Below are 21,255 nucleotides of genomic sequence, written 5' to 3' on the forward strand. Positions count from 1 at the left end.
GCGCCTTGGTGTTATTGGTTGCATTAAACCGCAATGTTAGCCGTGAATATGATTGGCTAAAAATAAGGTTAATCCATAACCTATGCAGTAGCAAAATAGTAATGCTGGGACATATTTTAAGTAGCTTACGAATGTCAGTTCTTCTACTTTACTCATGGCGATAATGCCTGAGGCTGAGCCGATGATTAATAGCGAACCACCGACGCCGACGGAATAGGTTAATCCTAACCATTGTGCTGTCGTCAGCACGGGATCTGCTTTTAATAATGCTGCCGTTAATGGCACATTGTCTAATAGTGCAGAACCAACACCAGTGAAAAAGTTAGAAATACTAGGGTTATACATACCATAGACTTCGGTTAATAAATTAAGGGTGCCAATCTCTTTAAGCATACCGACGAGTAACAAGATACCTAAGAAGAACAATAGGGTGTCGAATTCAACCTGACGAATATACTCTAATACTTGCACTTCTTCCGTGTTGCTTTTATTGGTGCGCCCGACTAAGAACATCACTGATAAGCCGAATAAAAAGGTTAATACTGGGGGAATGCCAAACAATACGTTAAGTACCATGGTCAAGACGATGGTCGTGAAGAAAATCACCCCGATGACAATATCAACCGTATTGTAATTTTGCTCAATCGGAGTGGTGCTAACATGTCCTTCCGCTTTGAGTGAAAACAATATTGCTAGGATCATGACGCTAACACTTGCGGGAATAAACAAGATTAGTAATTCAGAAATATGCACTTTACCCGCAAGGAAAATCATCAAGGTCGTCACATCACCCGTGATTAATGCCACCCCACCGGAGTTGACAGCAAAAATAATTAACACCGCCATGCGGCGACGCATTTGCTTGTCTAAATTAAAGGTTGTCAGTAACCCCAATGACACCAATGTGGCAGTAACGTTGTCACAAAAAGTCGATAATACTAATGAAAATAATCCTACCTGCATCATCAACATTCTCACTGAGACTTGCTGCGGAAATATTTTCTGTACCAGTACTTGGATCATGCCTTTAGCATTAAGGTAGGCAACAAAGGTCATTGTTGACATTAAAAACAACCATAATGTGGCAATTTCTAATAAATTTTCATTGAGATTTTCACCCACGAGTTTACTTTTCTCTGGGCTCCCAGAGGCAATGAACAAGGTGATCCAAGCAATGCAGCCAAGGAACAGGGTGGTTTTTGCTTTGTTAATATGGGTAACTTCTTCGAACACGATACTGAGTAACGCAAGCACCGCAAGTGAGATAAGAAAGGTATGTAGCATGACTGCAATTCCAACTTTGTGTTGTAGGTAATCAACATCATTACCCTGAATTTTTGCTAACCTAATTCAGTCCCTAATTTTAAGGTTAAATTAAGCTTTTGTTTGGCGGGCCGATCACATCACATAACGAGCGATTTCGCAACTTAGATCACATTTATTTTGCGGGTAATAGACCAAAGTAGCGCATTGAAAAATGGATATATTTGCGCTTTAACGCCCAATTGGGCCATTTACTATTGTTCTGATAGTGAGCATGAGCCAACGTTTGGTTATTGTGATGGATGTAGGGTAAGTCATCTGTCGATAAACGAGTTGTTTATTTGGTCAATCAAAGACCCTCTTTCATTATTAATGAGTCACTAATAAGGCGTCATTAATGGGTCATTTTAACTATGGGAGGTAGATTACGAACACTATGCTTGTTTGTTTATTTATGAGTGTATTTAACACAGCACAAGCATATGACTAAGAGGTGAGAGATTAATGCGGACGTTGAAGCAAATAAAAAGGGATAAACAGCTTAGCTGCTTATCCCTTTTTTATCACGGCTTGTTAGCGGTGATAGATAGACTTATTTCATTGCGGCAAAAATACGATCAACGGCGGCTAAAGTATACTCAATCTCAGCGTCGCCGTGAGCCATTGACATAAAGCCCGCTTCATATGCACTTGGCGCCAAGTAAATACCTTCATCTAGCATGGCATGATAGAAATGACGGAAGTGTTCCATGTTGCATTTTGTTACTTGAGCAAACGACGTCATTGGCGCTTTGTCTTCAGTAAAGAATAAACCAAACATGCCGCCCACATAAGTGATGTTTAATGGAATACCGTGTTTATCTGCTGCGGCTTTAATACCTTCTGCTACACGTTTAGTTTTGTCTGCAAGCGCGTCATACAAACCGGGTTCACACAAGGCATCCATTTGGGCTAAACCTGCTGTCATCGCAATCGGGTTACCAGACAAAGTACCTGCTTGATAAACTGGGCCTGTCGGTGCAATAAACTGCATGACATCTTTACGGCCACCAAAAGCGCCTACGGGCATGCCGCCGCCAATCACTTTACCTAGTGTGGTCAAGTCTGGTGTAACGCCATAATGGCCCTGTGCGCCACTCATAGACACGCGAAAACCGGTCATTACTTCATCAATAACCAGTAACGCTCCGAATTCATCACAAATAGCACGTAAGCCTTGTAAAAATCCTTCAACCGGTGGAATGCAGTTCATGTTGCCGGCAACAGGCTCAAGGATGATACAAGCGATACTTTCTGGATTCTGTTCAAATATAGCGCGGACAGAATCAAGGTCGTTATAGGTAGCGGTTAATGTGTGCTTAGCAAAATCTTCTGGAATACCAGGAGAGCTTGGTTGCCCTAACGTTAATGCTCCAGAACCTGCTTTTACTAATAAGCAGTCAGCATGGCCGTGGTAGCAACCTTCAAATTTTAAAATATTGTCACGGTTAGTAAAGCCACGTGCTAAACGAATTGCACTCATAGTGGCTTCAGTACCAGAACTGACCATACGAACTTGTTCTATTGATGGCACCATAGAAATGACTTTTTCAGCCATTTTGACTTCAAGTTCAGTCGGCGCGCCAAATGATAGGCCATTTTCGACAGCGGCTAAAACCGCTTGGCGGATTTTAGGATGGTTATGGCCTAAAATCATTGGTCCCCATGAACCGACATAGTCGATATACTTTTTACCATCGGCATCAAAAATATAAGCGCCATCAGCTTTTTCAATGAACAAAGGTGAACCACCCACACCATTAAAAGCTCGTACAGGTGAGTTAACGCCACCAGGAATGGTTTTTTTAGCCTGTTCAAATAAAACTTCGGAACGGGTCATGTCTAATCCTTAATATTGTGTGCCAATTATCTATCGGCTTTACGTGAATACCAGTTTACTGGGCACTCATACTTGTCGAGTTGGTTTTCAACCCCAAGTGTTAATGCAAAAAGTGCCATGCGTATAAGTAAGCCGTTGTCGGCTTGTCTGAAAATAGCCAAACTTGGATGGCTGTTTAAATCATTGTCGAGTTCATTTGCTTGTGCGCGTGAGTCACGAGGTAATGGATGCATAATCACCGTATTTGATTTGCAATGCTGCGTATAAATATTGTGATTTAAGCGGAACTTACCGCGGTACTTATTGGCTTCTTCCTGTGAAGGAAAACGCTCTTCTTGAATGCGAGTCAGATACAAAATATCTGCTTGGTGCAAATTACCTTCAAGTTGTTCGGTTATTGTGATCTTATGGCCAGCATTTTCAATGTCGGCGATCACATAGTCAGGCATTGCTAGTTCACTTGGTGAGATCAATGTGAACTTAATGTCTTTATGCATGCAAAGTAAGCGTGATAGTGAATGTACTGTGCGGCCATATTTCAAATCACCCACCATCGCGATATGCATCCCGTCGATACTCATACCGGTTTGGCTTAGCTCTTTTTTGATGGTAAATAAATCGAGTAATGCTTGAGTTGGGTGTTCATTGGGACCATCGCCACCATTGATCACTGGCACGCGGCTGCCTTCGGCAAATTCTTTGACTGAGTATGCGTCGGGGTGACGCATGGCAATCACATCTGAGTAAGTTGATAGCACTCTAGCCGTGTCATACAAGGACTCACCTTTTGATAATGACGATGATGCCATTCCAGTCGTTTCTCGGACATGTCCGCCAAGCAAGTTGAAGGCACAGCCGAAGCTAACACGGGTCCGGGTGCTGGGTTCAAAAAACAGATTGCCTAAAATAGCACCGTCTAATACTTTGGTGCGTTTTTCACGCAAAGCATAAGGGGTCATTTTGTTCGCGACGTTAAAAATAGTGTCAATTGAATCCAGATCTAACTGGTTTACTGAAAGGATGTGTGAACCTTCGAACTGCGTCATCAGCCTGATTTCCAAAGTTTGGGGCAAAATATTCACCAGAACAGCATGCTATTTTACCATATTATTATATAGGGTTTTATAGAGTTTTGTGTAGGGTGGCTGAGGCAAAATTGTAGCAGAAAATAACCGCTAGATAAATATAATAACCGTGCTGAACTTAGAGATTCACTTGCTGCTATAAAGAACATTGTAAGGACTTTAGCCTGTGCGTTAACTCCGCTCACTCATAGGCTTTGTTATTGATTTCGCAGCGAATGAGCTTCACGATCTATGAAATGTTAAGTTAACCTTCACCCTAGCTCGGGATAATAAACGCTTATTCAAGCGCTCTTTGTGCCGCTATCTACTGGGTATTGCCTGTAATAGACACGCAATTGAAGCGTTAAAGTACCTTGTTAACAAATATGCCTGACTTGAAATAGACTGATTTCTATCATTTTATTCCATTGCTTTATTGCATCGCATATAGCAAGTAGAGGATAAACACGCTAATCGAGTATGAGTTTATATTTGCCCAGAACGAATTTCTTGCAATAAATTTGTCCAACTGATCACCCCAACGACGTGTTGATTATCACTGCGGTAGATATACACTTCACCTGTACGTTTAGGGGCCAATGCTTCATAGGCTTCATTTAAGGTGGCGCTGTCGGGCAATCCTAGCATTGGTTGGCGTGACAGTGTGGTTGTGTCTTCAGCTGATTGAATTTCAAGGCGGAGCATTTCGATGACGCCCTTTGCATTACGCACCAGGACAGGCCGACCCGCTGCACGTTTGAGTACTTCAAGCAGCAGTTCGTCATCATCGTTAACAATGACGAAGCGTTTATTCATTAACACCCTAACGCCTTTCTGTTGCAGTCCTTGATTCAGTGGTGCAACCTTGTAACCAAGCTCCATAATATCGAGTTGCTTTAAAAGCATCGAGTTGGTGTTAAAACCTTGGTATGCCACCAAATATGCCGGAATGGTAACAAACATGGCCGGTAAAATAATCGAGGCATCGTTGGTTAATTCAAGTAGCGCAACTAACGCAGCCAATGGCGCACTTAAGCAAACTCCCATCATGGCTGTCATGCCGATCACAGTATATAAACCAATATAAGGCGCAACTGATGGAAACAGTAAACTAATGATTAACGCTAATATCGCCCCGATTAATGCGCCAATACCATAGAGTGGACCGATAAGTCCGCCAGGAACCCCAAAGCCAATGGCGGCGACGGTGGCCAGCATTTTTGCTAATAACAGTGCGATTAAAAACAATAGGCTAGGATGTTCACTAATGGCTTCAGTAATGGCTAAATCACCAGAACCTAAAGCTTGTGGCATGACTAATCCCACCACCGTAGTGATGGCTCCAGCTATAAGCAGTCGATAAAGTAATGGCCAGTGCTGGCCAGTCGCGGTGACTTTGACGAGTGAAAAATTAAACAATGCAGCGGCACAGCCCAAAACTATGCCGCCAATTAACAAAATGGGATAGTGATCGAGTGGAATATGGATCACATTGATCAAGTCGTATTCGTGAATATTACCAAACACCAGTTGACTGGAGACGGCGCCGCAAATAGCGGAGATCATGATGGGGAAGAAATAGTGGATTTTGTATTCTCGAACAATGACTTCAAATACAAATAATACTGCCGCAAGTGGAGCATTGAAGATGGCCGCTATGCCGGCGGCGATTCCACTGGCGCACATAATGCGCACGCTATTATCTGGCAGCGAAAACTTCTCTGCTAGAACACTGGCGCTCACAGCGCCTAAGTGAATTGCCGGACCTTCTTTTCCGACAGAGAAATTGGTCATCAAGGCCATTAATGCTTGAAAAAACTGCCCTGGGGCAGACTGAAGCGGTACTTTACCGTAGTGCAGTTTAAATCGGTGCAATACGTAAGCAATTCCCATGCGTTGATAACGTTTGGACCCCAGTAGTGACAACAGCCAAATCAGTAATGCGCCGAGTATAGGTAAGTATGAACGCCAATCATAAAAAGTTGTGCCAATGTCTATGGCATCTGAATGCAGATATTGTTCTGCCCACACTAAGCTTAGGCGGAATAAGATAATCACCAATGAGGCTATGATGGCAAACAGCAATGCGAGGGCACAAAGTTGCACACTAATTTTGGCCTGAGATAATTTATCTCTAAATTCGTTATGCAGATATTTGCGCGTAGCGCGTTTGGCGTGAATAATAGCGGCTTTATTTATCTTAAATTGCACAGTTTGACTCTAGGGTCTGTTTATCTTTGAGGGTTATATATTGCAATTGTTTATTGATCTTTGGGAAGCGTACTTGTGTCATGCTATTACTCTCCATCAATAAGCGTTGAGTCAGTGCTAAAGGACAACAAACGTTGGCGGAAATTTCACTTGCAGCATCCTGGGCTGGACAATAAAAGTAAGATCACTATCACCTGTGGAGCCATATTAAACATATATGATTGACACAAAAGTTTTGCTTGATAGATGAAATAAGCCTAAGGCGAAGAAGCATTAGCAAGCATACTGTATTTTATTAGAAGGTTGTAACTTAATGTTAAATTATCACCGTTGGTTGGACAGACTGCAAGTTTTAGGACGTAAAAATCGGACATCGAGCATATACTTGATTAGTTTAATGCTAGTGTGCTTTTTACTGGGGGCGATAAGCTTTAATTTATGGCTTTCTTTTGCGCCAGAGGCAACACCCAATAGCGTTAGCGGTAAGCGTAAATTATTGCAAGAACTCGACACACAAGCACAAGCGCTTGCCAGTCGGAATTTAGCATTAAGTATTGCAGAAAATGCCAATAAAGAAATGCAACAGATGTTTAGTCGTCAATTAACTGAGCAAAAAGCGTTAGAAAAAGAATTAGCGTTTTATCGCAGCGTCATGGTGACGGATGCTGATGTTGAAGGCGTGGCGATTCATGGGGTGGAAATGTCCCAAGGGGTGCTGCCAGAACAATATCAATTACGATTAATTCTAACCCAGTTGCAAAAACGCAAAATGAAAGTTAAGGCCCGAGCTAACGTGATGTTGCTCGGTGTTCAAAATGACCACCCCGTCGAGCTATCACTAAGCAAGTTGGTGAATAATAAATTGGATTTCGAGTTTAATTATTTTCAAATTATGGATACTGATTTTGTCCTACCTGCAGGTTTTAATTTGCAAAGGATTTCCGTTAAAGTTAAGGTCTCCGCCAGCCGTGGCGTGAAAGGTGGTGAGATTGAGCAAACCTTTAATGTGCCGGAATTATTAATGGGTGAAAAAGAACTGCGGGTAATACTTGAACAAAATAGTCAGGTAAAGGATAATTCTCAGTAGAATCGAAGTAAGAGGTAGTAATGACTGAACATGTTGATGCAGCAATGCCGATCCAATTTACCGATGCGGCGGCGATAAAAGTAAAAGGGCTGTTGGAAGAAGAACAGAATCCTGAATTAAAGCTACGTGTGTATGTCACAGGTGGTGGTTGCTCTGGTTTTCAGTATGGATTTACATTCGATGAAAAAGTCAACGAAGGTGATTTCACCATTGAAAAACAAGGTGTGCAATTGGTTGTTGATCCTATGAGTCTTCAGTACCTTGTTGGTGGTGAAGTGGATTATACATCAGGTCTTGAAGGGTCACGTTTTTTCGTTAAAAACCCTAATGCCACCACCACATGTGGTTGTGGGGCGAGTTTCTCGGTGTAATAGATTTTATTGCGACGATAACTATTGCGACGATAAATTATTGCGACGATAAACATAGCCACAATAAACATAGTCACTAAAAATTGAGTGTAACCCTGTAATAAAAAGCCGTCTTTCGACGGCTTTTTGATTTCTGAACAATAATAATGAATTGGCTAACCTATGACTAGCTGCTCATAATATTAAGATTCATCCGCGGTTTAAACCACGCCTTCACTTTAGCATTAAAGCTAATCCAAACTTGTATTATCCCCAGTGCAATCAGTACCGAGTAGATCACCCAATCGGCCACTACGGTTTGAAAGAAACCAAAATCAAACGTGGTTGGACCGGCAACTAAATTATCAGGGTCATACATAATAATTGGCAGTACGCTGTATAACAAAAGTTGCAGCACACAATAAACCCGCAGTAAGTATAAGCCGGCTTTTTGGCGCCCGATAATTGCGAGTACCATCATCAAGGTCAAAATGCATAACATTGCACTTAACTCTGATATTGAATTTACGGCCATTAATCCGCTGATGGCCGCGAGGGTATAAATGATCATTAAGCCAATTAACCGTTTAGGTAAATGTGGCTTAACAGGGATCTTGGCTTCATCAACGTGGGTTGATCCAGAGCTGATATCTGTCATTACAATTAATGCTTTTGCTGTATCTTTGGTGAAACACGCTCGTTCACTTCAAACGGAGGTACCACGACACCTAAGTCTTCTTGAACCGGGAATACCGCGACAAATAAGTCATCATCTTCCATGCCGCTAACCCAACGTTCTTGAAACTCGTCTAGTGGAATGGCTAATGGTTCGCAGTCTTTCCATTCATCTACAGCCCAAAGCGTGGCCGTTTCTTCTGTTGGCCACATAGGGATGCAATCTTCATCTTCAGTGGTTAGCATCACGCAACCATCTTGATCTTGAAGTGTCCAGATGACTTTTTCAGATTTAATTTGCTCAACCATATAATCGTAACGACCTTCTGGCGTTAGATTCATTAGTTCAGATATACTTTTGTTTTTGTTGCTCATATTGACTCTCATCTTAAGTTACGGCTTTACTCAATTTCAAACGATTGAGCAAATTTGTGGGCATTATAACATTGAGGCCACAATTGCAAAAGTAAACCGCCCATATTGGTGTCTTTATCTGGCTTTAAAACGACCACCTAACACCGCAGGGCGTGAAGCACCTGTGACGGCCGGTAAATTGGCCGGTAAATCATGGTGATGACGCATCGCTAACCACGCAAAGGCAATCCCTTCAACCCATTTAGCATCAACACCTAAGGCGCTGGTGGTATCGACTTTATACCCCGGTACCAGAGTGGCGAGTCGTTGCATTAAGGCTTTATTTAACGCGCCACCGCCACAAACAAACAATTCACCCTTTGGTGCTAGCTTATTAATATCATTGGCAATACTGTGACAAGTTAAATCAAGTAAGGTTGATTGAATATCTTGTTGATCTAAATGACTGTAGTCGGCGAGTTGTTGCTCAAGCCAAGCTTGATTAAACAGCTCTTTGCCAGTGCTCTTAGGGTAGGCTAATGCGAAATAAGGGTGTAATAATAAGTGTTTGAGTAAGTCTGGATGACTGGTGCCAGAATCAGCCCAAGCGCCGCCTTCATCGAAAGATTGCCCTAGTGCTTGTTGGATAAATGCATCTATTAAGGTGTTACCTGGGCCAGTATCGAAGCCTAACACTTGGTCTTTATTGCCGGGTAAATAGGTCACATTGGCAATGCCGCCAATGTTTAAAATTACTCTTGAATGACCTGGCTGAGCAAACACTTGCTCATGAAATGCTGGCACCAAGGGGGCTCCTTGGCCGCCAAGGGCGATATCTTTACGTCTAAAGTCAGCAATAACATCGATATTAGTTTCAATGGCAATGGTATTTGGATCGCCAATTTGTAAAGTAAAGCCAATTTCTAAATTGGGCATGTGACGTACTGTTTGTCCGTGCGAACCAATCGCGATAACCTCAGCGGCAGTGACCGTCGTTTTGGCTAACAAGTTATTGACCGCTTGAGCGAACAGTTGGCCGACACTGCGATCGAGTCGACCTAAGCGGTTAATCTCGTCGGTTTCAGGTTGGCATAAATGCTGTAAGCCTTTTAATAAATGTTTAGGAATGGCTTCAGCATGACTGGCGATTAAGATTGGCTGCTTGGCCGAAAAATCGACCAATACGGCATCAACACTATCCATGCTTGTGCCTGACATTAGACCGATAAAATATTCTGGCTTAGACATGTGGTTTTTCTCTTGTAGCAGCGATCAAACAGACCATTAATTACTGGCTAATTGCTGTTGTTGATTTGATTTGAGTTGTGCCATCAATTGTTTGCTGAGTGCAGTGAATTTGTTTTTCTCTCTACGATCAATCGGCACCGATTTAGGTAAGTCAATCGTCCTTGGATTGCGATGTACGCCATTGACTATAAACTCATAATGTAAGTGAGCGCCGGTTACTCGACCTGTTTTACCCAAGGTTCCGATTATTTGACCTTGCTTAACCGTTTCACCACGGTTAACTTTGCGCTTGGTTAAATGCAAATACTTAGTGGTATAGGTTTCGTTGTGCTTAATAAACACATAGTTACCATTATACTGGTTATAACTCGACTCAATAACCCGCCCCTTACCCGCAGATTTAATGGGTGTCCCAATGGCCGCCACATAATCTACGCCTCTATGGGCTCTAACTTGCCCTGTGACAGGATGTAAACGGCGTGGATTAAAGTTAGAACTGACGTATTTAAAGTCCACTGGCGAGCGTAAAAATGCTTTGCGCATACTACTGCCATTCTCCGAGTAGTATTCACCATCGGTATAACGAACTGCAGTATAACGTTCACCTTGGTTAATAAACTCAGCGGCTAAAATATTGCCATTACGTAAAAATTGGCCATCGGCGTATTCTTGATCAAACAATAATGAAAAATGATCGCCTTTGCGGATATCGAGTGCAAAATCGACATCCCAACCAAAAATATTGGCTAACTCCATGATGTGGTTACCCGACAAGCCAGCATCGGCAGCGGCGTTCCAAAAGTTACTTTTAATCTTGGCGCTAATAAACGAGGTGCGATTTACAACGTCTTTAGTGTTAACGGTTTCTTTGTATTGGTCATTGTGTTGACTGATCACCAACGTCGACACTTGATCCATCCGATAAGTTAATTCTTGTAATTGACCTTGTGCATTTTTACTAATAGCGATCTCTTCGCCGGGCATAATTCTGAGTAGATTCTTTTTCGCTAGCGGCAATTGAGTAATGTCATAGACATCTTTAGGGCTGAGTCCTGCACGGCTAAATAGGCCGCCTAAGGTATCGCCTTTAACCACTTTATAGTATTCAACGCTATAGCCATCGTTAGCCGCTTGCTGTTTTAATTTGGTTTTTTGAGTAGCAACTTGCTGATCGATATCATTGATCATGCCATCAATATCCGATGTGCTGGTTTGCAACATAGCAAGATGTTGAGCAAAAACTTCATCGTCTGGGGTTTCAGCGGTGATCACATTTTCGCTGTCATTACTTGATATGAAATCAGCTGACTCATCTTGATCAATACTGCTGTCATTATTGACTGGTGTTGGCGCGTTAAAGGCTAGTTGAACAGCATAACGCTTATTCGTTTCTAAGGCGGAGTTGTCATCCGATTGACTCACCGATCGGCTTTGCTTAGATGCCTGAGCATCTTCCGATGGAAACATCAGAATAAATGTCGTTAAAATTACCAATAAAGACAATGTAACTTGATGTGCTTTTGGCAACAATGTGAATAAAGTAAGAAGCTTTGCCATTGACTCAGATACCAATTTTTCTTTCTTGTTATGATCTGCTAAGTGTACACGCTTTCATTTGCTGTGGCTAACAAGTAACATAGACCTCTTTATTTTTTGTGCAGGCCCTGGGAGTTGCGGTAGAGATGGCGAATTTAGATCAAGTATTGGCAGAGATTAAGCGTGGTACCGATGAGATATTACTTGAGGCGGATTTACTTGAGAAACTCAAAGAAGGGCGGCCATTACGCATCAAATTAGGTGCAGATCCTACCGCGCCTGATATCCACTTAGGTCACACGGTTATTTTGAACAAAATGCGTACCTTTCAGGAGTTAGGTCACGAAGTGATTTTCTTGATTGGTGATTTCACTGGTATGGTCGGTGACCCTAGCGGTAAAAACAGTACCCGTCCGCCACTGACTCGTGAGCAAGTGCTTGCTAACGCAGAAACTTATAAAGAACAGGTTTATAAAATTTTAGACCCAGCTAAGACTCGTATCGAATTTAATTCTAGCTGGTTAGAGCCGTTGGGTGCCGCAGGTATGATCCGCTTGGCTTCTCAACAAACCGTTGCCCGGATGATGGAACGTGACGACTTTAAAAAGCGTTATGCATCAGGTCAATCAATTGCGATTCATGAATTTATGTATCCTTTATTACAAGGTTATGACTCTGTCGCACTTAACGCGGATGTGGAGCTAGGCGGTACCGACCAAAAATTCAATTTATTGATGGGTCGTGAACTGCAAAAAGTGGCAGGCCAAAAGCCGCAAACCGTGATCATGATGCCTTTGCTTGAAGGCTTAGATGGCGTTAAAAAAATGTCTAAGTCGGCCCACAATTACATTGGTGTGAGCGAACCTGCCAACGAAATGTTTGGCAAGCTTATGTCAATTTCAGATGATTTAATGTGGCGCTATCTTGAGCTGTTGTCATTCCGTCCCTTAACTGAATTAGCTCAATTTAAGTTAGATGTTGAAAACGGCACTAACCCGCGTGATATCAAGATATTGTTAGCTAAAGAAATTATTGCTCGTTTCCATGACGAAGCACAAGCGCAAGCCGCTCATCAAGCGTTTATTGACCGTTTTCAAAAAGGCGCTATCCCAGATGACATCGAAGAAGTGGTATTAGAAGCCGGTGAAGGCTTAGCGATTGCTAACTTACTCAAAGATGCTGGCCTTGTTGGCTCGACATCTGATGGTATGCGGATGATCAAGCAAGGTGCGGTAAAAATGGACGGCGAAAAAATCGAAGACAGTCGCATCAGTTTTAATGCAGGTCTTGAAGCGGTATTCCAGGTCGGTAAGCGTAAATTTGCAAAAGTTATCTTGAAATAAGCTTAACGAAATAAATAAAAAAACGGCTTATCAATTAAGCCGTTTTTTTATGTCTCATACATGGCTGACCCTGTTTGATTTAAATGGTGACATTACTGAGATTCAAGTTGGTCAGACATGGTTTGATAATCCATTAAGTCCATTTGTTCTATCAAGCGTTCAGTATTATTATCAAATTTAAGTGTGGTCACACCTGGCACGGCTAAATCGATAATTTTACCGGGTTTTCCATATTGATCGCCAGGACCTCGTAATCTGTAACTGCCGATGATCACCACAAGAGAGCCAGTATTAAACATGTGTTCTACGTTTAAACGATACTCTAATACGCCTTCATGAGCGCGTTGTAAAAACGCAATAATATGACGCCCACCGGTATAAGTGGTATTGGCTGTTTTGTCGTAAAATACCGTGTCGCGAGAATAAAATCGACGCAAGACAGTATAGTCATGGTCGGTGAGTGCTTCCATGTATTGCATTGCGAGTTGTTGCTCTCGTGGCATATCGCCAATATTGGCTTTGCTAGGAAAGCTCAATAGCAAACAGCATAATATGAAGATTATTCGCACATTAAATTCTCTTTGTTTTCAAATCAAAAGCCGGTAAAGATAAGTGCCAGCGGATAGCACTCAGACGAATGATTAGCGTGCTGAACATAGCGAACAACACCGATGTCATGCTATCCATGCCGACAATGATGCTTAAGGTATAACAGATCCCTCCAACGATGGAAGCGGTTGCGTAAATTTCTATTCGCAATACCATTGGAATTTGCCGACATAACAAATCACGGATAACCCCCCCCCCAACAGCGGTTATGGAGCCCATTACCACAGCAACCATACTTGATAATCCTAGTGATAAGGCTTTTTCTGCACCAATGACGGTAAACACGGCTAAGCCTAGTGCATCTGCAATAGGTAAAGCATATGTAGGTATTCTATGGGGTTTACGCACTAAAATTAAGCACATTATGACCGTCGCAAGAATGACAATAATATAGTTAGGATCGCGTATCCAAAATACTGGTGTAGCGCCTATTAATGCATCGCGCATACTGCCACCGCCAATTGCAGTAACAAAAGCTAATACGATAACGCCGAATGGATCCATACGATATTTACCCGCCGCTAACACGCCCGCAATTGCAAATACAGAGGTACCACATAAATCTAAAAAGTAGATCCACTGATTCATTTACTTAACTCTTCGAGGTGAATAGTGAGTGCATCAACTGAAATCCGGATCTCGATTACCGATAAAATTAATGAATACAGTAACAATAATAGACTCAATCCAAAGACTATTGAGCCTATTTGATTAAAGCCGATATAAATCAGAATCATACATAAAACGCAAAACGCAAAGCTGCTGACACCGGTTTCTTGCATTTTACGGATGATAATAATGCGTTGGCGTAAGTTTTTAATTTGATCACCTTGCACAGGTTTTTTGTCATTGCTTAATTGACGGATCAATGCAGCCAATGAAAAAAATCGATTAGTGTAGGCCAGCAATAGCAATGAAATAGCCGGGAACAGCAAAGCTGGTGTCGTTAATGATACATGTAAATTGTTGAACAAAATGACATTCCTAAAAAGGTCTGCAAGCAGGTAAGAATCAATATCGAGTGACGATAAGTTTTTTGTTACCAAGATGTAAGCCGCATGTCGACATGATTGTCTCATGTTAACAACTGACTATGACATTAGGTCGTAACAGGTCTATATCAAACGGGCATAGATCCATTATCGCTAAATGATAGCCTGTTTAAAACAAGATTTATATGGTTTACATAAATCTTAATCCGGTCCAAATAAGCGGCAGTAGCAAGGTTAAGCTGATCCAAAAGAGGTTGGCCGTATGAGTTATCGTTATGGCTTGACTGATGTGGCGATGATCAGGCAAAGGGCCGGATTTTACCTTAGGTAAATCAACCCGAATGGATTTGCCGTTTTCAATAAATTGCTGTGGACCTCCAAGTTCTATTTTCAATAATTTAGCCGCCAATGCATAACTGCTGTAATAATTATTTAACTGATTTTTATCCGCTTGGGTCGATATTGGCTGCGATAAAATAGACCTAACACCCAGTTGACCAAACTGAATGGCTAATGAGCAATGCCATAACACGGTGGGAACAAAAAAAATCACTCGATTAAACTGACCGACAAAACGAGAAAAAATATGAAAATGTGGATGATACGGAGGCCAGCAATATTCTAATTGTCTTAACATTCGCACGACTAACGCCATCGTAGCCCCGCCCAAGCTGAAAAATAAGATAGTGGCTAAGGTGCCATAAATCGGAGTGGTAAACAGTTTTTCGATAGTGGTTTTGCTTAAACCCACTATCGATAGCACTTGGGTGTTTTGACTCACCCAAGGCGAGAGTAATTGCTTGGCCTCTTGTTTGTTGCCGGTGTTTATTGCAGCGACCACTTTTTCTGCCACGGGCTTAAAAGCAGAATCACATAAACAGAAATACAAAATGAGCAGTTCAAAAAACCATGGGTAAGCGGCAAAACTGAGTGAAAAACTGACGATAATCCCGCTAGGCACAATCAAAATCAACGTGGCTAAAATCCCGGCGGTAAGTTGTTGACTCATAGTTCGCTCAGGGTGATTCACTTTAGCGGCTATCAGTGTGGCTAAGCGGTTGAACCATAATAAGGGTTGCAGATCTCTGGGAATAGGGGCAAATCGTGCCAATATTAAGGCACAAAATAAAATACAACAGCTTTGCAGTAACCCACCATCTTGGCTAAGTAATTGAGGATTGAATAATTGATTGACCATAGGGACTCAATAGCTTGGCTGTTGTTGATCTATCGGACTTCGTTTGCTCTGCTCAGGTACTATGCAGATTATATAACCTGAGCAGAGCCTAGATGGATTATAGCTGTTGTAACAGTGCGATAACCATCATGGCAGAATGCAAACCCGCTTTTATAATGTAAGAGTCAAAATCAACCGGTGAGTCATTATTGGCATTGTCTGATAAAGAACGAATAACCACAAATGGGATCTTAAATTGGTGACAAACTTGCGCAATCGCCGCACCTTCCATTTCACAGGCCGCCATTGTTGGGAAGTTTTCGAGCATTACTTTAGTCCGCACCGGATCACAAATAAAACTGTCGCCAGTACAAATTAATCCTTCAATGGCGTTGACTTCACCTAACGACGCCACCGCTTTTTTAGCGGCAGTCACTAAGGTGCTATCGGGCATAAATGCTGCTGGTTGTTGTGCCATTTGACCCATTTCATAGCCAAAGGCAGTCACATCGACATCGTGATGGCGCACTTCCGATGAAATGACAATATCACCAATGGCAAGGGTATCAACAAAGCCGCCAGCAGAACCGGTATTAATCACATGAGTAGCGGCAAATTTTTCTATCAATAATGTGGTCGCGATGCTGGCAGCCACTTTACCGATCCCTGAACGTGTAACGATCACTTCTTTACCGGCAATGTTACCGCTAACAAATTCGATCCCAGCAATAGTACTATGCACTGGCGCGACGATGGCTTGGATTAAATGAACAACTTCTGGCTCCATTGCGCCAATAATACCGATTTTCATGAGTGAACCTTAACTGAATGAGCAAATACGAAAGGGCATTAATATATCACGAGCTCGATAAATTAGTGAAAACCCACAATGAATAGTTGGCGGACTGGTTGGCTATTTATACATTCATTCAGTTGTTGGGTTAAATTTCAGCCACGATACAACATTAGTATTGATTTACTTTGGCACAAGCAGTTACTTTTTCGTGGTGAAAGGCATCCACAATAATCCGCTTAGCCATGCGTTTTGTTTTGCATTGGGGTAATCCGTTAACCCAATATCAATTTGGTTATCGGTTTTGCTGGCATCACTAGTATAGGTGCCAAACAAGCGGTCCCACCAAATAATACTAAAACCAAAGTTAGTGTTACTTTCGGCCATAATTTGGCTGTGATGTATCCTATGGAGCGCTTGGGTCACAATGACATAACGAGCCACTTTTTCCAGTGGTTTGGGTAAACGGATGTTGGCGTGGTTAAAAATTGCAAATCCATTAAGCAAGATTTCAAACAGTATGACGGCCTCAGCAGATATCCCTAATAACATAATCGCCAGAGCTTTAATGCCAAGACTGGCGATGATTTCAAATGGATGAAAGCGCAGCGCGGTAGTGCTGTCGACCAGCCGATCTGCGTGATGCACTTTATGTAAGCGCCACAATAAAGGAATGCGATGAAATAGCCGATGTTGCCAGTAAATAAGCAGATCGAGTAACAGTAGGCTTATGGCAATATTTGCCCAATGCGGCAGGCTAATATAATGCAATACTCCCCATTGCTGCTGCGTGGTATACAGGGCAAAACCTGCTAAACCCAGTGGCAGTATTAATCTTGCCATCACAGAGGCAATGACTAATAAGCCAAAGTTGCCAAACCAGCGTGTTGCCATGGTGGCAGTTTGTGGGGTTTTAGCTAGGGTTCTTGCGGGGAATAGCAGTTCTAGACCCATCATCAATGCAAGAATTGTTATAAACACGCCTAATCGGATTGCCGCCATTTCATCTATCATATTCTAGGCTCCTCAATGGCCGTTTCCTTAACGGCAGGTTTGTTAGCTTCAATTTTCTTTGAGCCTGATTCTTTAACGGTATGATTCTTCAATGTGTGATAACCGCCATGTATACGAGTAAAAATGGTAATCGCGCCTAAAAATGCAAAACTGTATGCCAGTTCTGGGAAATAGGCTGGCCATAAACAAAAGGCGACAAAAAAGGCGATGGTTTCTGTGCCTTCGGTTAAGCCATTTAAATAATAGAAACTCTTATTGGCAAATTGTGGTCGAGGCAGATTAAGCTGCTCTGCTGGTATCGCAAAAGCCAAAAAACTTGAGCCGGTACCAATAAATACGGTTAATAAAACCGCTGCGGCTAGGGCATTTTCATTAGGGTTGGCTAAGGCAAATCCTAATGGGATGGCGGCGTAAAATACAAAGTCGACGCAAATATCTAAGAAACCGCCTGCTGCGCTGGTGTGTTTTTGATAGCGCGCGAGGGCGCCATCAAGGCCATCAATAATACGATTGAGGGCAATAAAAAATAATGCCGTATACCACTGCTGCATTACGAGAAACGGCACGGCCAGCATTCCTAAACCAAAACCGACTAATGTCAATTGGTCTGGGTGCACTTTTTGCTTAGCGAGTAACACCACTACCGGGGATAATATTTGTTTAATCACTGGCGTAATAAATTTATCTAACATGGGTCGTTTCCAATTAAGCTGTGGTTTATGTCAAATCAGTGGCTTATATAAATTTAGTTCATATCGTTAACCATAAGGTTAATGACATCAGTACCCTTTATCAAAGTGAAATCACTTTGCCTTGGGCGGCGTCCGCATCGGTTTGATCGTGCGTTACCATGATGGCGGGTAACTGATGTTGGCGTATTTGATCAAACACCAATTGTCTGGTTTCTTGGCGTAATTGACTGTCGAGTTTACTAAATGGCTCATCCAATAAAATGGCTTTAGGTTGACTCAGTAATACGCGTAACAATGCCACTCTTGCTTGTTGGCCGCCAGATAAACTTTGCACACTCCGTTGCTCTAACCCACCCAGACCCACTTGGGTTAATGCTTGGCTAATGGTAGTTTGTCGCTGTGCTTTAGGCCCTTTGGGCATAGCAAAACTAATGTTACCTGCCACGGTTAAATGTGGGAACAGCAAAGGGTCTTGGTACAATAAACCAATACGGCGTAAATGGCTGGCGGTATCAGTAATGTGTTGACCATTTAAGTACAGCTTTCCCGTAGCGTGAAAGCCTTTTGGTAACATACCGGTTAACCAGTTTAACAAGGTCGATTTACCGCTTCCAGACGGTCCCATGATGGTGAGGATTTCACCGCCTTGAATGGTTTCATTTAATGATAACAGCAACTGCTGTTGTCGATATAAGGTTAGATCATCAATGGATAGCGAAGGGACTTCCTCTGAGATCACCGTTGAACGAGTTTGCATTAGTTTCCTTATTCGCGATGTCTAAATAGCATTTTTGGCAGTAACCATGCCAGTAAAAAACCAAGGGCAGGGAGGGCCATTTGCACTAATGCATACACAGCACTGGTGCGACGACTGCCGCCATTGGCGAGCGAAACCGCTTCGGTAGTAATGGTATTAATGCGCCCACCCCCCGCCAGTAATGTGGGTAAATATTGACTAAAACTAATGGCTAATCCTAATGCGCAGGCAATCAAAATAGGCGCTAGCAACATAGGCAGTTTAATTTGCCAGAATATTTTTGCTTCGCTCGCCCCCAAACTGGCGGCGACGGTGCTAAAGCGTGGGTCTAAACGGCGGTAGCTACTGGACAGCGACAAAAACACATAAGGCAATACAAACAACAGATGCGCTAGCACCACATTGATGAAGCTGTGATGGCTGTTGATTTGCTCCAATAACCACACCAAACCAAATAGAAACGCAATGCTGGGGATAAGCAGGGGTAAATAAATGATCACACTGCTTAATCTCGACACCATTTTACCTGTGTATTGCTCAGCCTCCAGAGTAAATAAGGTCAAAATGATTGCCAAGCTGGTGGCACAAACACCAATCAAAACTGTGTCTAGTAATGGCGTGTGCATTTGTTGTAATGCCGACTGCCAATGTAAACTGACAAATTGTTGCGGCAATACCGTAGGGAAATGCCAGAAACCGGCAACAGACCATAACATCATGCCGATTAATGCCAAACCAATGGCACTGATTATCACCACAGTAAGCACATGAGTGATGTTTTGCATAATGGCGCCAGCATACTCACGTTGGCCGTTGATAAGCATGGTTTGGGAGGCTTTTTTTATTAGTTTTTCGAGCAGCCACCAACTCAGTAGCAAGAGTAATGTCAGTACAATTTGTAATATGGCGCCTGCTGACGCTTTTATTCGTAAGCTTAAGTCAACATCATGGAACCACTGCATAATGGCAACGGCAAGTGTCGGTGGGCTATTAGGACCCAAAATTAATGGAATTTCGACACTGGCACTGGCATAGGCGAGCACGGCCAATATCGGTAAGCGTAAAAACGGGTATAAGCTCGGTAACACCACTTTGAAAAAAGCGGTCATTGGGCAATAACCTAGGCTTAATGCCACTCGATGTTGAGCGCGCAAGGTATGGCCTAATTCGGGTTGTGCTAATACCCCAAGTGCCATCAGTAATAGAAAGGGGAGTTCTTTTAGCGTCAGCCCAATAATAATGCTCAGGCCCATCGCATCGTGAGGATACAGCCAATCAGGCGGTGCATCCCATCCGCTTAGCCAAGGTGACACAATCCGAGATAACATGCCCGATGGGGTAATTAAAAAGCCAATTGCAATTGCGGCAGCCGCATGGGGGATGACTAAAATAGGCCCTAACAGTCGTTGAATATAGCCGAGCCAAGGGCTAGTAAAGTAACTGCCTAATATTAAAATGGTGATCACAAATGCCAGTAAGGTACTGATAAAACTGGTCGATACGCTGAGTAATGCCATATAGCCAAGACCCGGTGTTTGCCATAGATCGACAAAACCAGCCACGCTGAACTGAGTATGACCTAATACCGGAAACCAGCCAAAAGCAGGCAAAATAACGGCAATTAAGCCGCTCAGTACCGGGATCACCAATAACGCCATCATTAAATATGGACTGCTGCGCACTAAGGTTGTAAATCCACTGGTGGACGTCATCATCGCATTACCCCATAGCGTTGTAGCCACTGGGTTGCGATCACCTTGGTCCAGCTCGGATCCGGTTCGCCTAATGCTGGGCTACTCTCTTGATTAGCCATTTGGGCGCTAGGGTGTGACTGGGTTGGCGGCTGAAACGACGCTTGTTGCGCAGCCGGTAATGGCGATATTACGTATGGACTGCTGCGCACCAGTGTTTTAAATCCACTTGCGGATGTCATCATCGCATTACCCCATAGCGTTGTAGCCACTGGGTTGCGATCACCTTGGTCCAACTTGGGTCCGGTTCGCTCAATGCTGGGCTACTATCTTGGTTGGCGATAATGGCACTGGGGTGAGACTGGGTTGGCGGTTGAAACCAGGCTTGTTGCGTTGCTGGTAATGACGATATTACGTATGGACTGCTGCTCACCAGTGTTTTGAATCCACTTGCGGATGTCATCATCGCATTACCCCATAGCGTTGTAGCCACTGGGTTGCGATCACCTTGGTCCAACTT

General features: G+C 42.9%; 21 protein-coding genes and 1 pseudogene. 3 read left to right on the plus strand and 19 right to left on the minus strand.

Translation table 11 applies throughout. The features are described from left to right. Nucleotides 1-36 precede the first annotated feature (36 nt). From nhaD to AAEZ02_RS15610, 4 genes are all read right to left on the minus strand, one after another. Nucleotides 37-1,284: a sodium:proton antiporter NhaD gene (gene nhaD, locus AAEZ02_RS15595; protein WP_124012264.1), complete on the minus strand. Its 1,248-nt coding sequence runs from the start codon at nucleotides 1,282-1,284 to the stop codon at nucleotides 37-39. A 571-nt stretch (nucleotides 1,285-1,855) separates the two neighbouring features. Beyond that, complete coding sequence (gene hemL, locus AAEZ02_RS15600; RefSeq protein ID WP_101034493.1) at nucleotides 1,856-3,142, minus strand: glutamate-1-semialdehyde 2,1-aminomutase; 1,287 nt, start codon at nucleotides 3,140-3,142, stop codon at nucleotides 1,856-1,858. A 26-nt stretch (nucleotides 3,143-3,168) separates the two neighbouring features. Continuing rightward, a complete protein-coding gene (locus AAEZ02_RS15605; protein WP_101034494.1) occupies nucleotides 3,169-4,188 on the minus strand; it encodes an aspartate carbamoyltransferase in 1,020 nt (339 codons plus the stop codon). A gap of 504 nt (nucleotides 4,189-4,692) precedes the next feature. Beyond that, nucleotides 4,693-6,417, minus strand: coding sequence for a chloride channel protein (locus AAEZ02_RS15610; protein WP_124012262.1), 1,725 nt, complete (start codon nucleotides 6,415-6,417; stop codon nucleotides 4,693-4,695). A 313-nt stretch (nucleotides 6,418-6,730) separates the two neighbouring features. Here AAEZ02_RS15610 and AAEZ02_RS15615 point away from each other — a divergent pair, with 313 nt between their 5' ends. Together AAEZ02_RS15615 and erpA are read left to right on the plus strand one after the other, a co-directional pair. Further along, nucleotides 6,731-7,504, plus strand: a complete 774-nt coding sequence (locus AAEZ02_RS15615) for a DUF6776 family protein (RefSeq protein ID WP_124012261.1) — start codon at nucleotides 6,731-6,733, stop codon at nucleotides 7,502-7,504. Between the two features lie 20 nt (nucleotides 7,505-7,524). Continuing rightward, nucleotides 7,525-7,875, plus strand: coding sequence for an iron-sulfur cluster insertion protein ErpA (gene erpA / locus AAEZ02_RS15620; protein WP_101034497.1), 351 nt, complete (start codon nucleotides 7,525-7,527; stop codon nucleotides 7,873-7,875). A 166-nt stretch (nucleotides 7,876-8,041) separates the two neighbouring features. Here the strand turns inward: erpA and AAEZ02_RS15625 are convergent, their stop codons facing one another. The 4 genes from AAEZ02_RS15625 to AAEZ02_RS15640 form a co-directional block, all read right to left on the minus strand. Then, a complete protein-coding gene (locus AAEZ02_RS15625) occupies nucleotides 8,042-8,512 on the minus strand; it encodes a hypothetical protein (RefSeq protein WP_124012260.1) in 471 nt (156 codons plus the stop codon). A 5-nt stretch (nucleotides 8,513-8,517) separates the two neighbouring features. Further along, the gene (locus AAEZ02_RS15630; RefSeq protein WP_101034499.1) at nucleotides 8,518-8,904 is read right to left on the minus strand and encodes a DUF2750 domain-containing protein; all 387 of its coding nucleotides are present in this window, start codon (nucleotides 8,902-8,904) and stop codon (nucleotides 8,518-8,520) included. A gap of 114 nt (nucleotides 8,905-9,018) precedes the next feature. Further along, on the minus strand, nucleotides 9,019-10,131 hold the full coding sequence (locus AAEZ02_RS15635; RefSeq protein WP_124012259.1) for an anhydro-N-acetylmuramic acid kinase: 1,113 nt from the start codon (nucleotides 10,129-10,131) through the stop codon (nucleotides 9,019-9,021). A 36-nt stretch (nucleotides 10,132-10,167) separates the two neighbouring features. Continuing rightward, nucleotides 10,168-11,688 carry a peptidoglycan DD-metalloendopeptidase family protein gene (locus AAEZ02_RS15640; protein ID WP_124012258.1) on the minus strand — a complete coding sequence of 507 codons (1,521 nt, stop codon included), beginning with the start codon at nucleotides 11,686-11,688 and terminating at the stop codon, nucleotides 10,168-10,170. Between the two features lie 125 nt (nucleotides 11,689-11,813). Here AAEZ02_RS15640 and tyrS point away from each other — a divergent pair, with 125 nt between their 5' ends. Beyond that, on the plus strand, nucleotides 11,814-13,010 hold the full coding sequence (gene tyrS, locus AAEZ02_RS15645) for a tyrosine--tRNA ligase (RefSeq protein ID WP_101034502.1): 1,197 nt from the start codon (nucleotides 11,814-11,816) through the stop codon (nucleotides 13,008-13,010). A 92-nt stretch (nucleotides 13,011-13,102) separates the two neighbouring features. Here the strand turns inward: tyrS and AAEZ02_RS15650 are convergent, their stop codons facing one another. The 11 genes and pseudogenes from AAEZ02_RS15650 to AAEZ02_RS15700 form a co-directional block, all read right to left on the minus strand. Beyond that, nucleotides 13,103-13,513, minus strand: coding sequence for a nuclear transport factor 2 family protein (locus tag AAEZ02_RS15650; RefSeq protein WP_081430168.1), 411 nt, complete (start codon nucleotides 13,511-13,513; stop codon nucleotides 13,103-13,105). Nucleotides 13,514-13,580: 67 nt separating this feature from the next. Beyond that, nucleotides 13,581-14,207 carry a trimeric intracellular cation channel family protein gene (locus AAEZ02_RS15655; protein WP_124012257.1) on the minus strand — a complete coding sequence of 209 codons (627 nt, stop codon included), beginning with the start codon at nucleotides 14,205-14,207 and terminating at the stop codon, nucleotides 13,581-13,583. After that, nucleotides 14,204-14,593, minus strand: a complete 390-nt coding sequence (locus AAEZ02_RS15660) for a DUF2721 domain-containing protein (protein ID WP_101034505.1) — start codon at nucleotides 14,591-14,593, stop codon at nucleotides 14,204-14,206. Before AAEZ02_RS15660 ends, AAEZ02_RS15655 begins: the two co-directional genes overlap by 4 nt. 208 nt (nucleotides 14,594-14,801) lie before the next feature. After that, a complete protein-coding gene (locus tag AAEZ02_RS15665) occupies nucleotides 14,802-15,809 on the minus strand; it encodes a cobalamin biosynthesis protein (RefSeq protein ID WP_124012256.1) in 1,008 nt (335 codons plus the stop codon). A 97-nt stretch (nucleotides 15,810-15,906) separates the two neighbouring features. After that, nucleotides 15,907-16,599: a 5'-methylthioadenosine/adenosylhomocysteine nucleosidase gene (locus AAEZ02_RS15670; protein WP_101034507.1), complete on the minus strand. Its 693-nt coding sequence runs from the start codon at nucleotides 16,597-16,599 to the stop codon at nucleotides 15,907-15,909. A gap of 183 nt (nucleotides 16,600-16,782) precedes the next feature. Further along, on the minus strand, nucleotides 16,783-17,595 hold the full coding sequence (locus tag AAEZ02_RS15675) for a sterol desaturase family protein (protein WP_101034508.1): 813 nt from the start codon (nucleotides 17,593-17,595) through the stop codon (nucleotides 16,783-16,785). Continuing rightward, complete coding sequence (locus AAEZ02_RS15680) at nucleotides 17,592-18,287, minus strand: CDP-alcohol phosphatidyltransferase family protein (protein ID WP_124012255.1); 696 nt, start codon at nucleotides 18,285-18,287, stop codon at nucleotides 17,592-17,594. Before AAEZ02_RS15680 ends, AAEZ02_RS15675 begins: the two co-directional genes overlap by 4 nt. A 100-nt stretch (nucleotides 18,288-18,387) precedes the next feature. Next, on the minus strand, nucleotides 18,388-19,044 hold the full coding sequence (locus AAEZ02_RS15685; protein WP_124012254.1) for an ATP-binding cassette domain-containing protein: 657 nt from the start codon (nucleotides 19,042-19,044) through the stop codon (nucleotides 18,388-18,390). An 8-nt stretch (nucleotides 19,045-19,052) separates the two neighbouring features. Next, complete coding sequence (locus tag AAEZ02_RS15690; RefSeq protein ID WP_124012668.1) at nucleotides 19,053-20,759, minus strand: ABC transporter permease; 1,707 nt, start codon at nucleotides 20,757-20,759, stop codon at nucleotides 19,053-19,055. Then, nucleotides 20,756-20,980: a hypothetical protein gene (locus AAEZ02_RS15695; protein ID WP_124012253.1), complete on the minus strand. Its 225-nt coding sequence runs from the start codon at nucleotides 20,978-20,980 to the stop codon at nucleotides 20,756-20,758. Before AAEZ02_RS15695 ends, AAEZ02_RS15690 begins: the two co-directional genes overlap by 4 nt. Further along, nucleotides 20,977-21,255: pseudogene (locus AAEZ02_RS15700) on the minus strand (hypothetical protein); the annotation flags it as partial. The pseudogene AAEZ02_RS15700 and the gene AAEZ02_RS15695, both read right to left, overlap by 4 nt.

The organism is Shewanella sp. T24-MNA-CIBAN-0130 (assembly GCF_040310185.1).
Classification (GTDB): Bacteria; Pseudomonadota; Gammaproteobacteria; order Enterobacterales; family Shewanellaceae; genus Shewanella; species Shewanella psychromarinicola.

Excerpts from the sequence above, each read along its gene's own strand:
- nhaD (WP_124012264.1), bottom strand. The coding sequence starts at position 1,284 with ATGCTACATACCTTTCTTATCTCACTTGCGGTGCTTGCGTTACTCAGT.
- hemL (WP_101034493.1), bottom strand. The coding sequence starts at position 3,142 with ATGACCCGTTCCGAAGTTTTATTTGAACAGGCTAAAAAAACCATTCCT.
- AAEZ02_RS15605 (WP_101034494.1), bottom strand. The coding sequence starts at position 4,188 with ATGACGCAGTTCGAAGGTTCACACATCCTTTCAGTAAACCAGTTAGAT.
- AAEZ02_RS15615 (WP_124012261.1), top strand. The coding sequence starts at position 6,731 with ATGTTAAATTATCACCGTTGGTTGGACAGACTGCAAGTTTTAGGACGT.
- erpA (WP_101034497.1), top strand. The coding sequence starts at position 7,525 with ATGACTGAACATGTTGATGCAGCAATGCCGATCCAATTTACCGATGCG.
- AAEZ02_RS15625 (WP_124012260.1), bottom strand. The coding sequence starts at position 8,512 with ATGACAGATATCAGCTCTGGATCAACCCACGTTGATGAAGCCAAGATC.
- AAEZ02_RS15630 (WP_101034499.1), bottom strand. The coding sequence starts at position 8,904 with ATGAGCAACAAAAACAAAAGTATATCTGAACTAATGAATCTAACGCCA.
- AAEZ02_RS15635 (WP_124012259.1), bottom strand. The coding sequence starts at position 10,131 with ATGTCTAAGCCAGAATATTTTATCGGTCTAATGTCAGGCACAAGCATG.
- AAEZ02_RS15640 (WP_124012258.1), bottom strand. The coding sequence starts at position 11,688 with ATGGCAAAGCTTCTTACTTTATTCACATTGTTGCCAAAAGCACATCAA.
- tyrS (WP_101034502.1), top strand. The coding sequence starts at position 11,814 with ATGGCGAATTTAGATCAAGTATTGGCAGAGATTAAGCGTGGTACCGAT.
- AAEZ02_RS15650 (WP_081430168.1), bottom strand. The coding sequence starts at position 13,513 with ATGCCACGAGAGCAACAACTCGCAATGCAATACATGGAAGCACTCACC.
- AAEZ02_RS15655 (WP_124012257.1), bottom strand. The coding sequence starts at position 14,207 with ATGAATCAGTGGATCTACTTTTTAGATTTATGTGGTACCTCTGTATTT.
- AAEZ02_RS15665 (WP_124012256.1), bottom strand. The coding sequence starts at position 15,809 with ATGGTCAATCAATTATTCAATCCTCAATTACTTAGCCAAGATGGTGGG.
- AAEZ02_RS15670 (WP_101034507.1), bottom strand. The coding sequence starts at position 16,599 with ATGAAAATCGGTATTATTGGCGCAATGGAGCCAGAAGTTGTTCATTTA.
- AAEZ02_RS15675 (WP_101034508.1), bottom strand. The coding sequence starts at position 17,595 with ATGATAGATGAAATGGCGGCAATCCGATTAGGCGTGTTTATAACAATT.
- AAEZ02_RS15680 (WP_124012255.1), bottom strand. The coding sequence starts at position 18,287 with ATGTTAGATAAATTTATTACGCCAGTGATTAAACAAATATTATCCCCG.
- AAEZ02_RS15685 (WP_124012254.1), bottom strand. The coding sequence starts at position 19,044 with ATGCAAACTCGTTCAACGGTGATCTCAGAGGAAGTCCCTTCGCTATCC.
- AAEZ02_RS15690 (WP_124012668.1), bottom strand. The coding sequence starts at position 20,759 with ATGATGACGTCCACCAGTGGATTTACAACCTTAGTGCGCAGCAGTCCA.
- AAEZ02_RS15695 (WP_124012253.1), bottom strand. The coding sequence starts at position 20,980 with ATGATGACATCCGCAAGTGGATTTAAAACACTGGTGCGCAGCAGTCCA.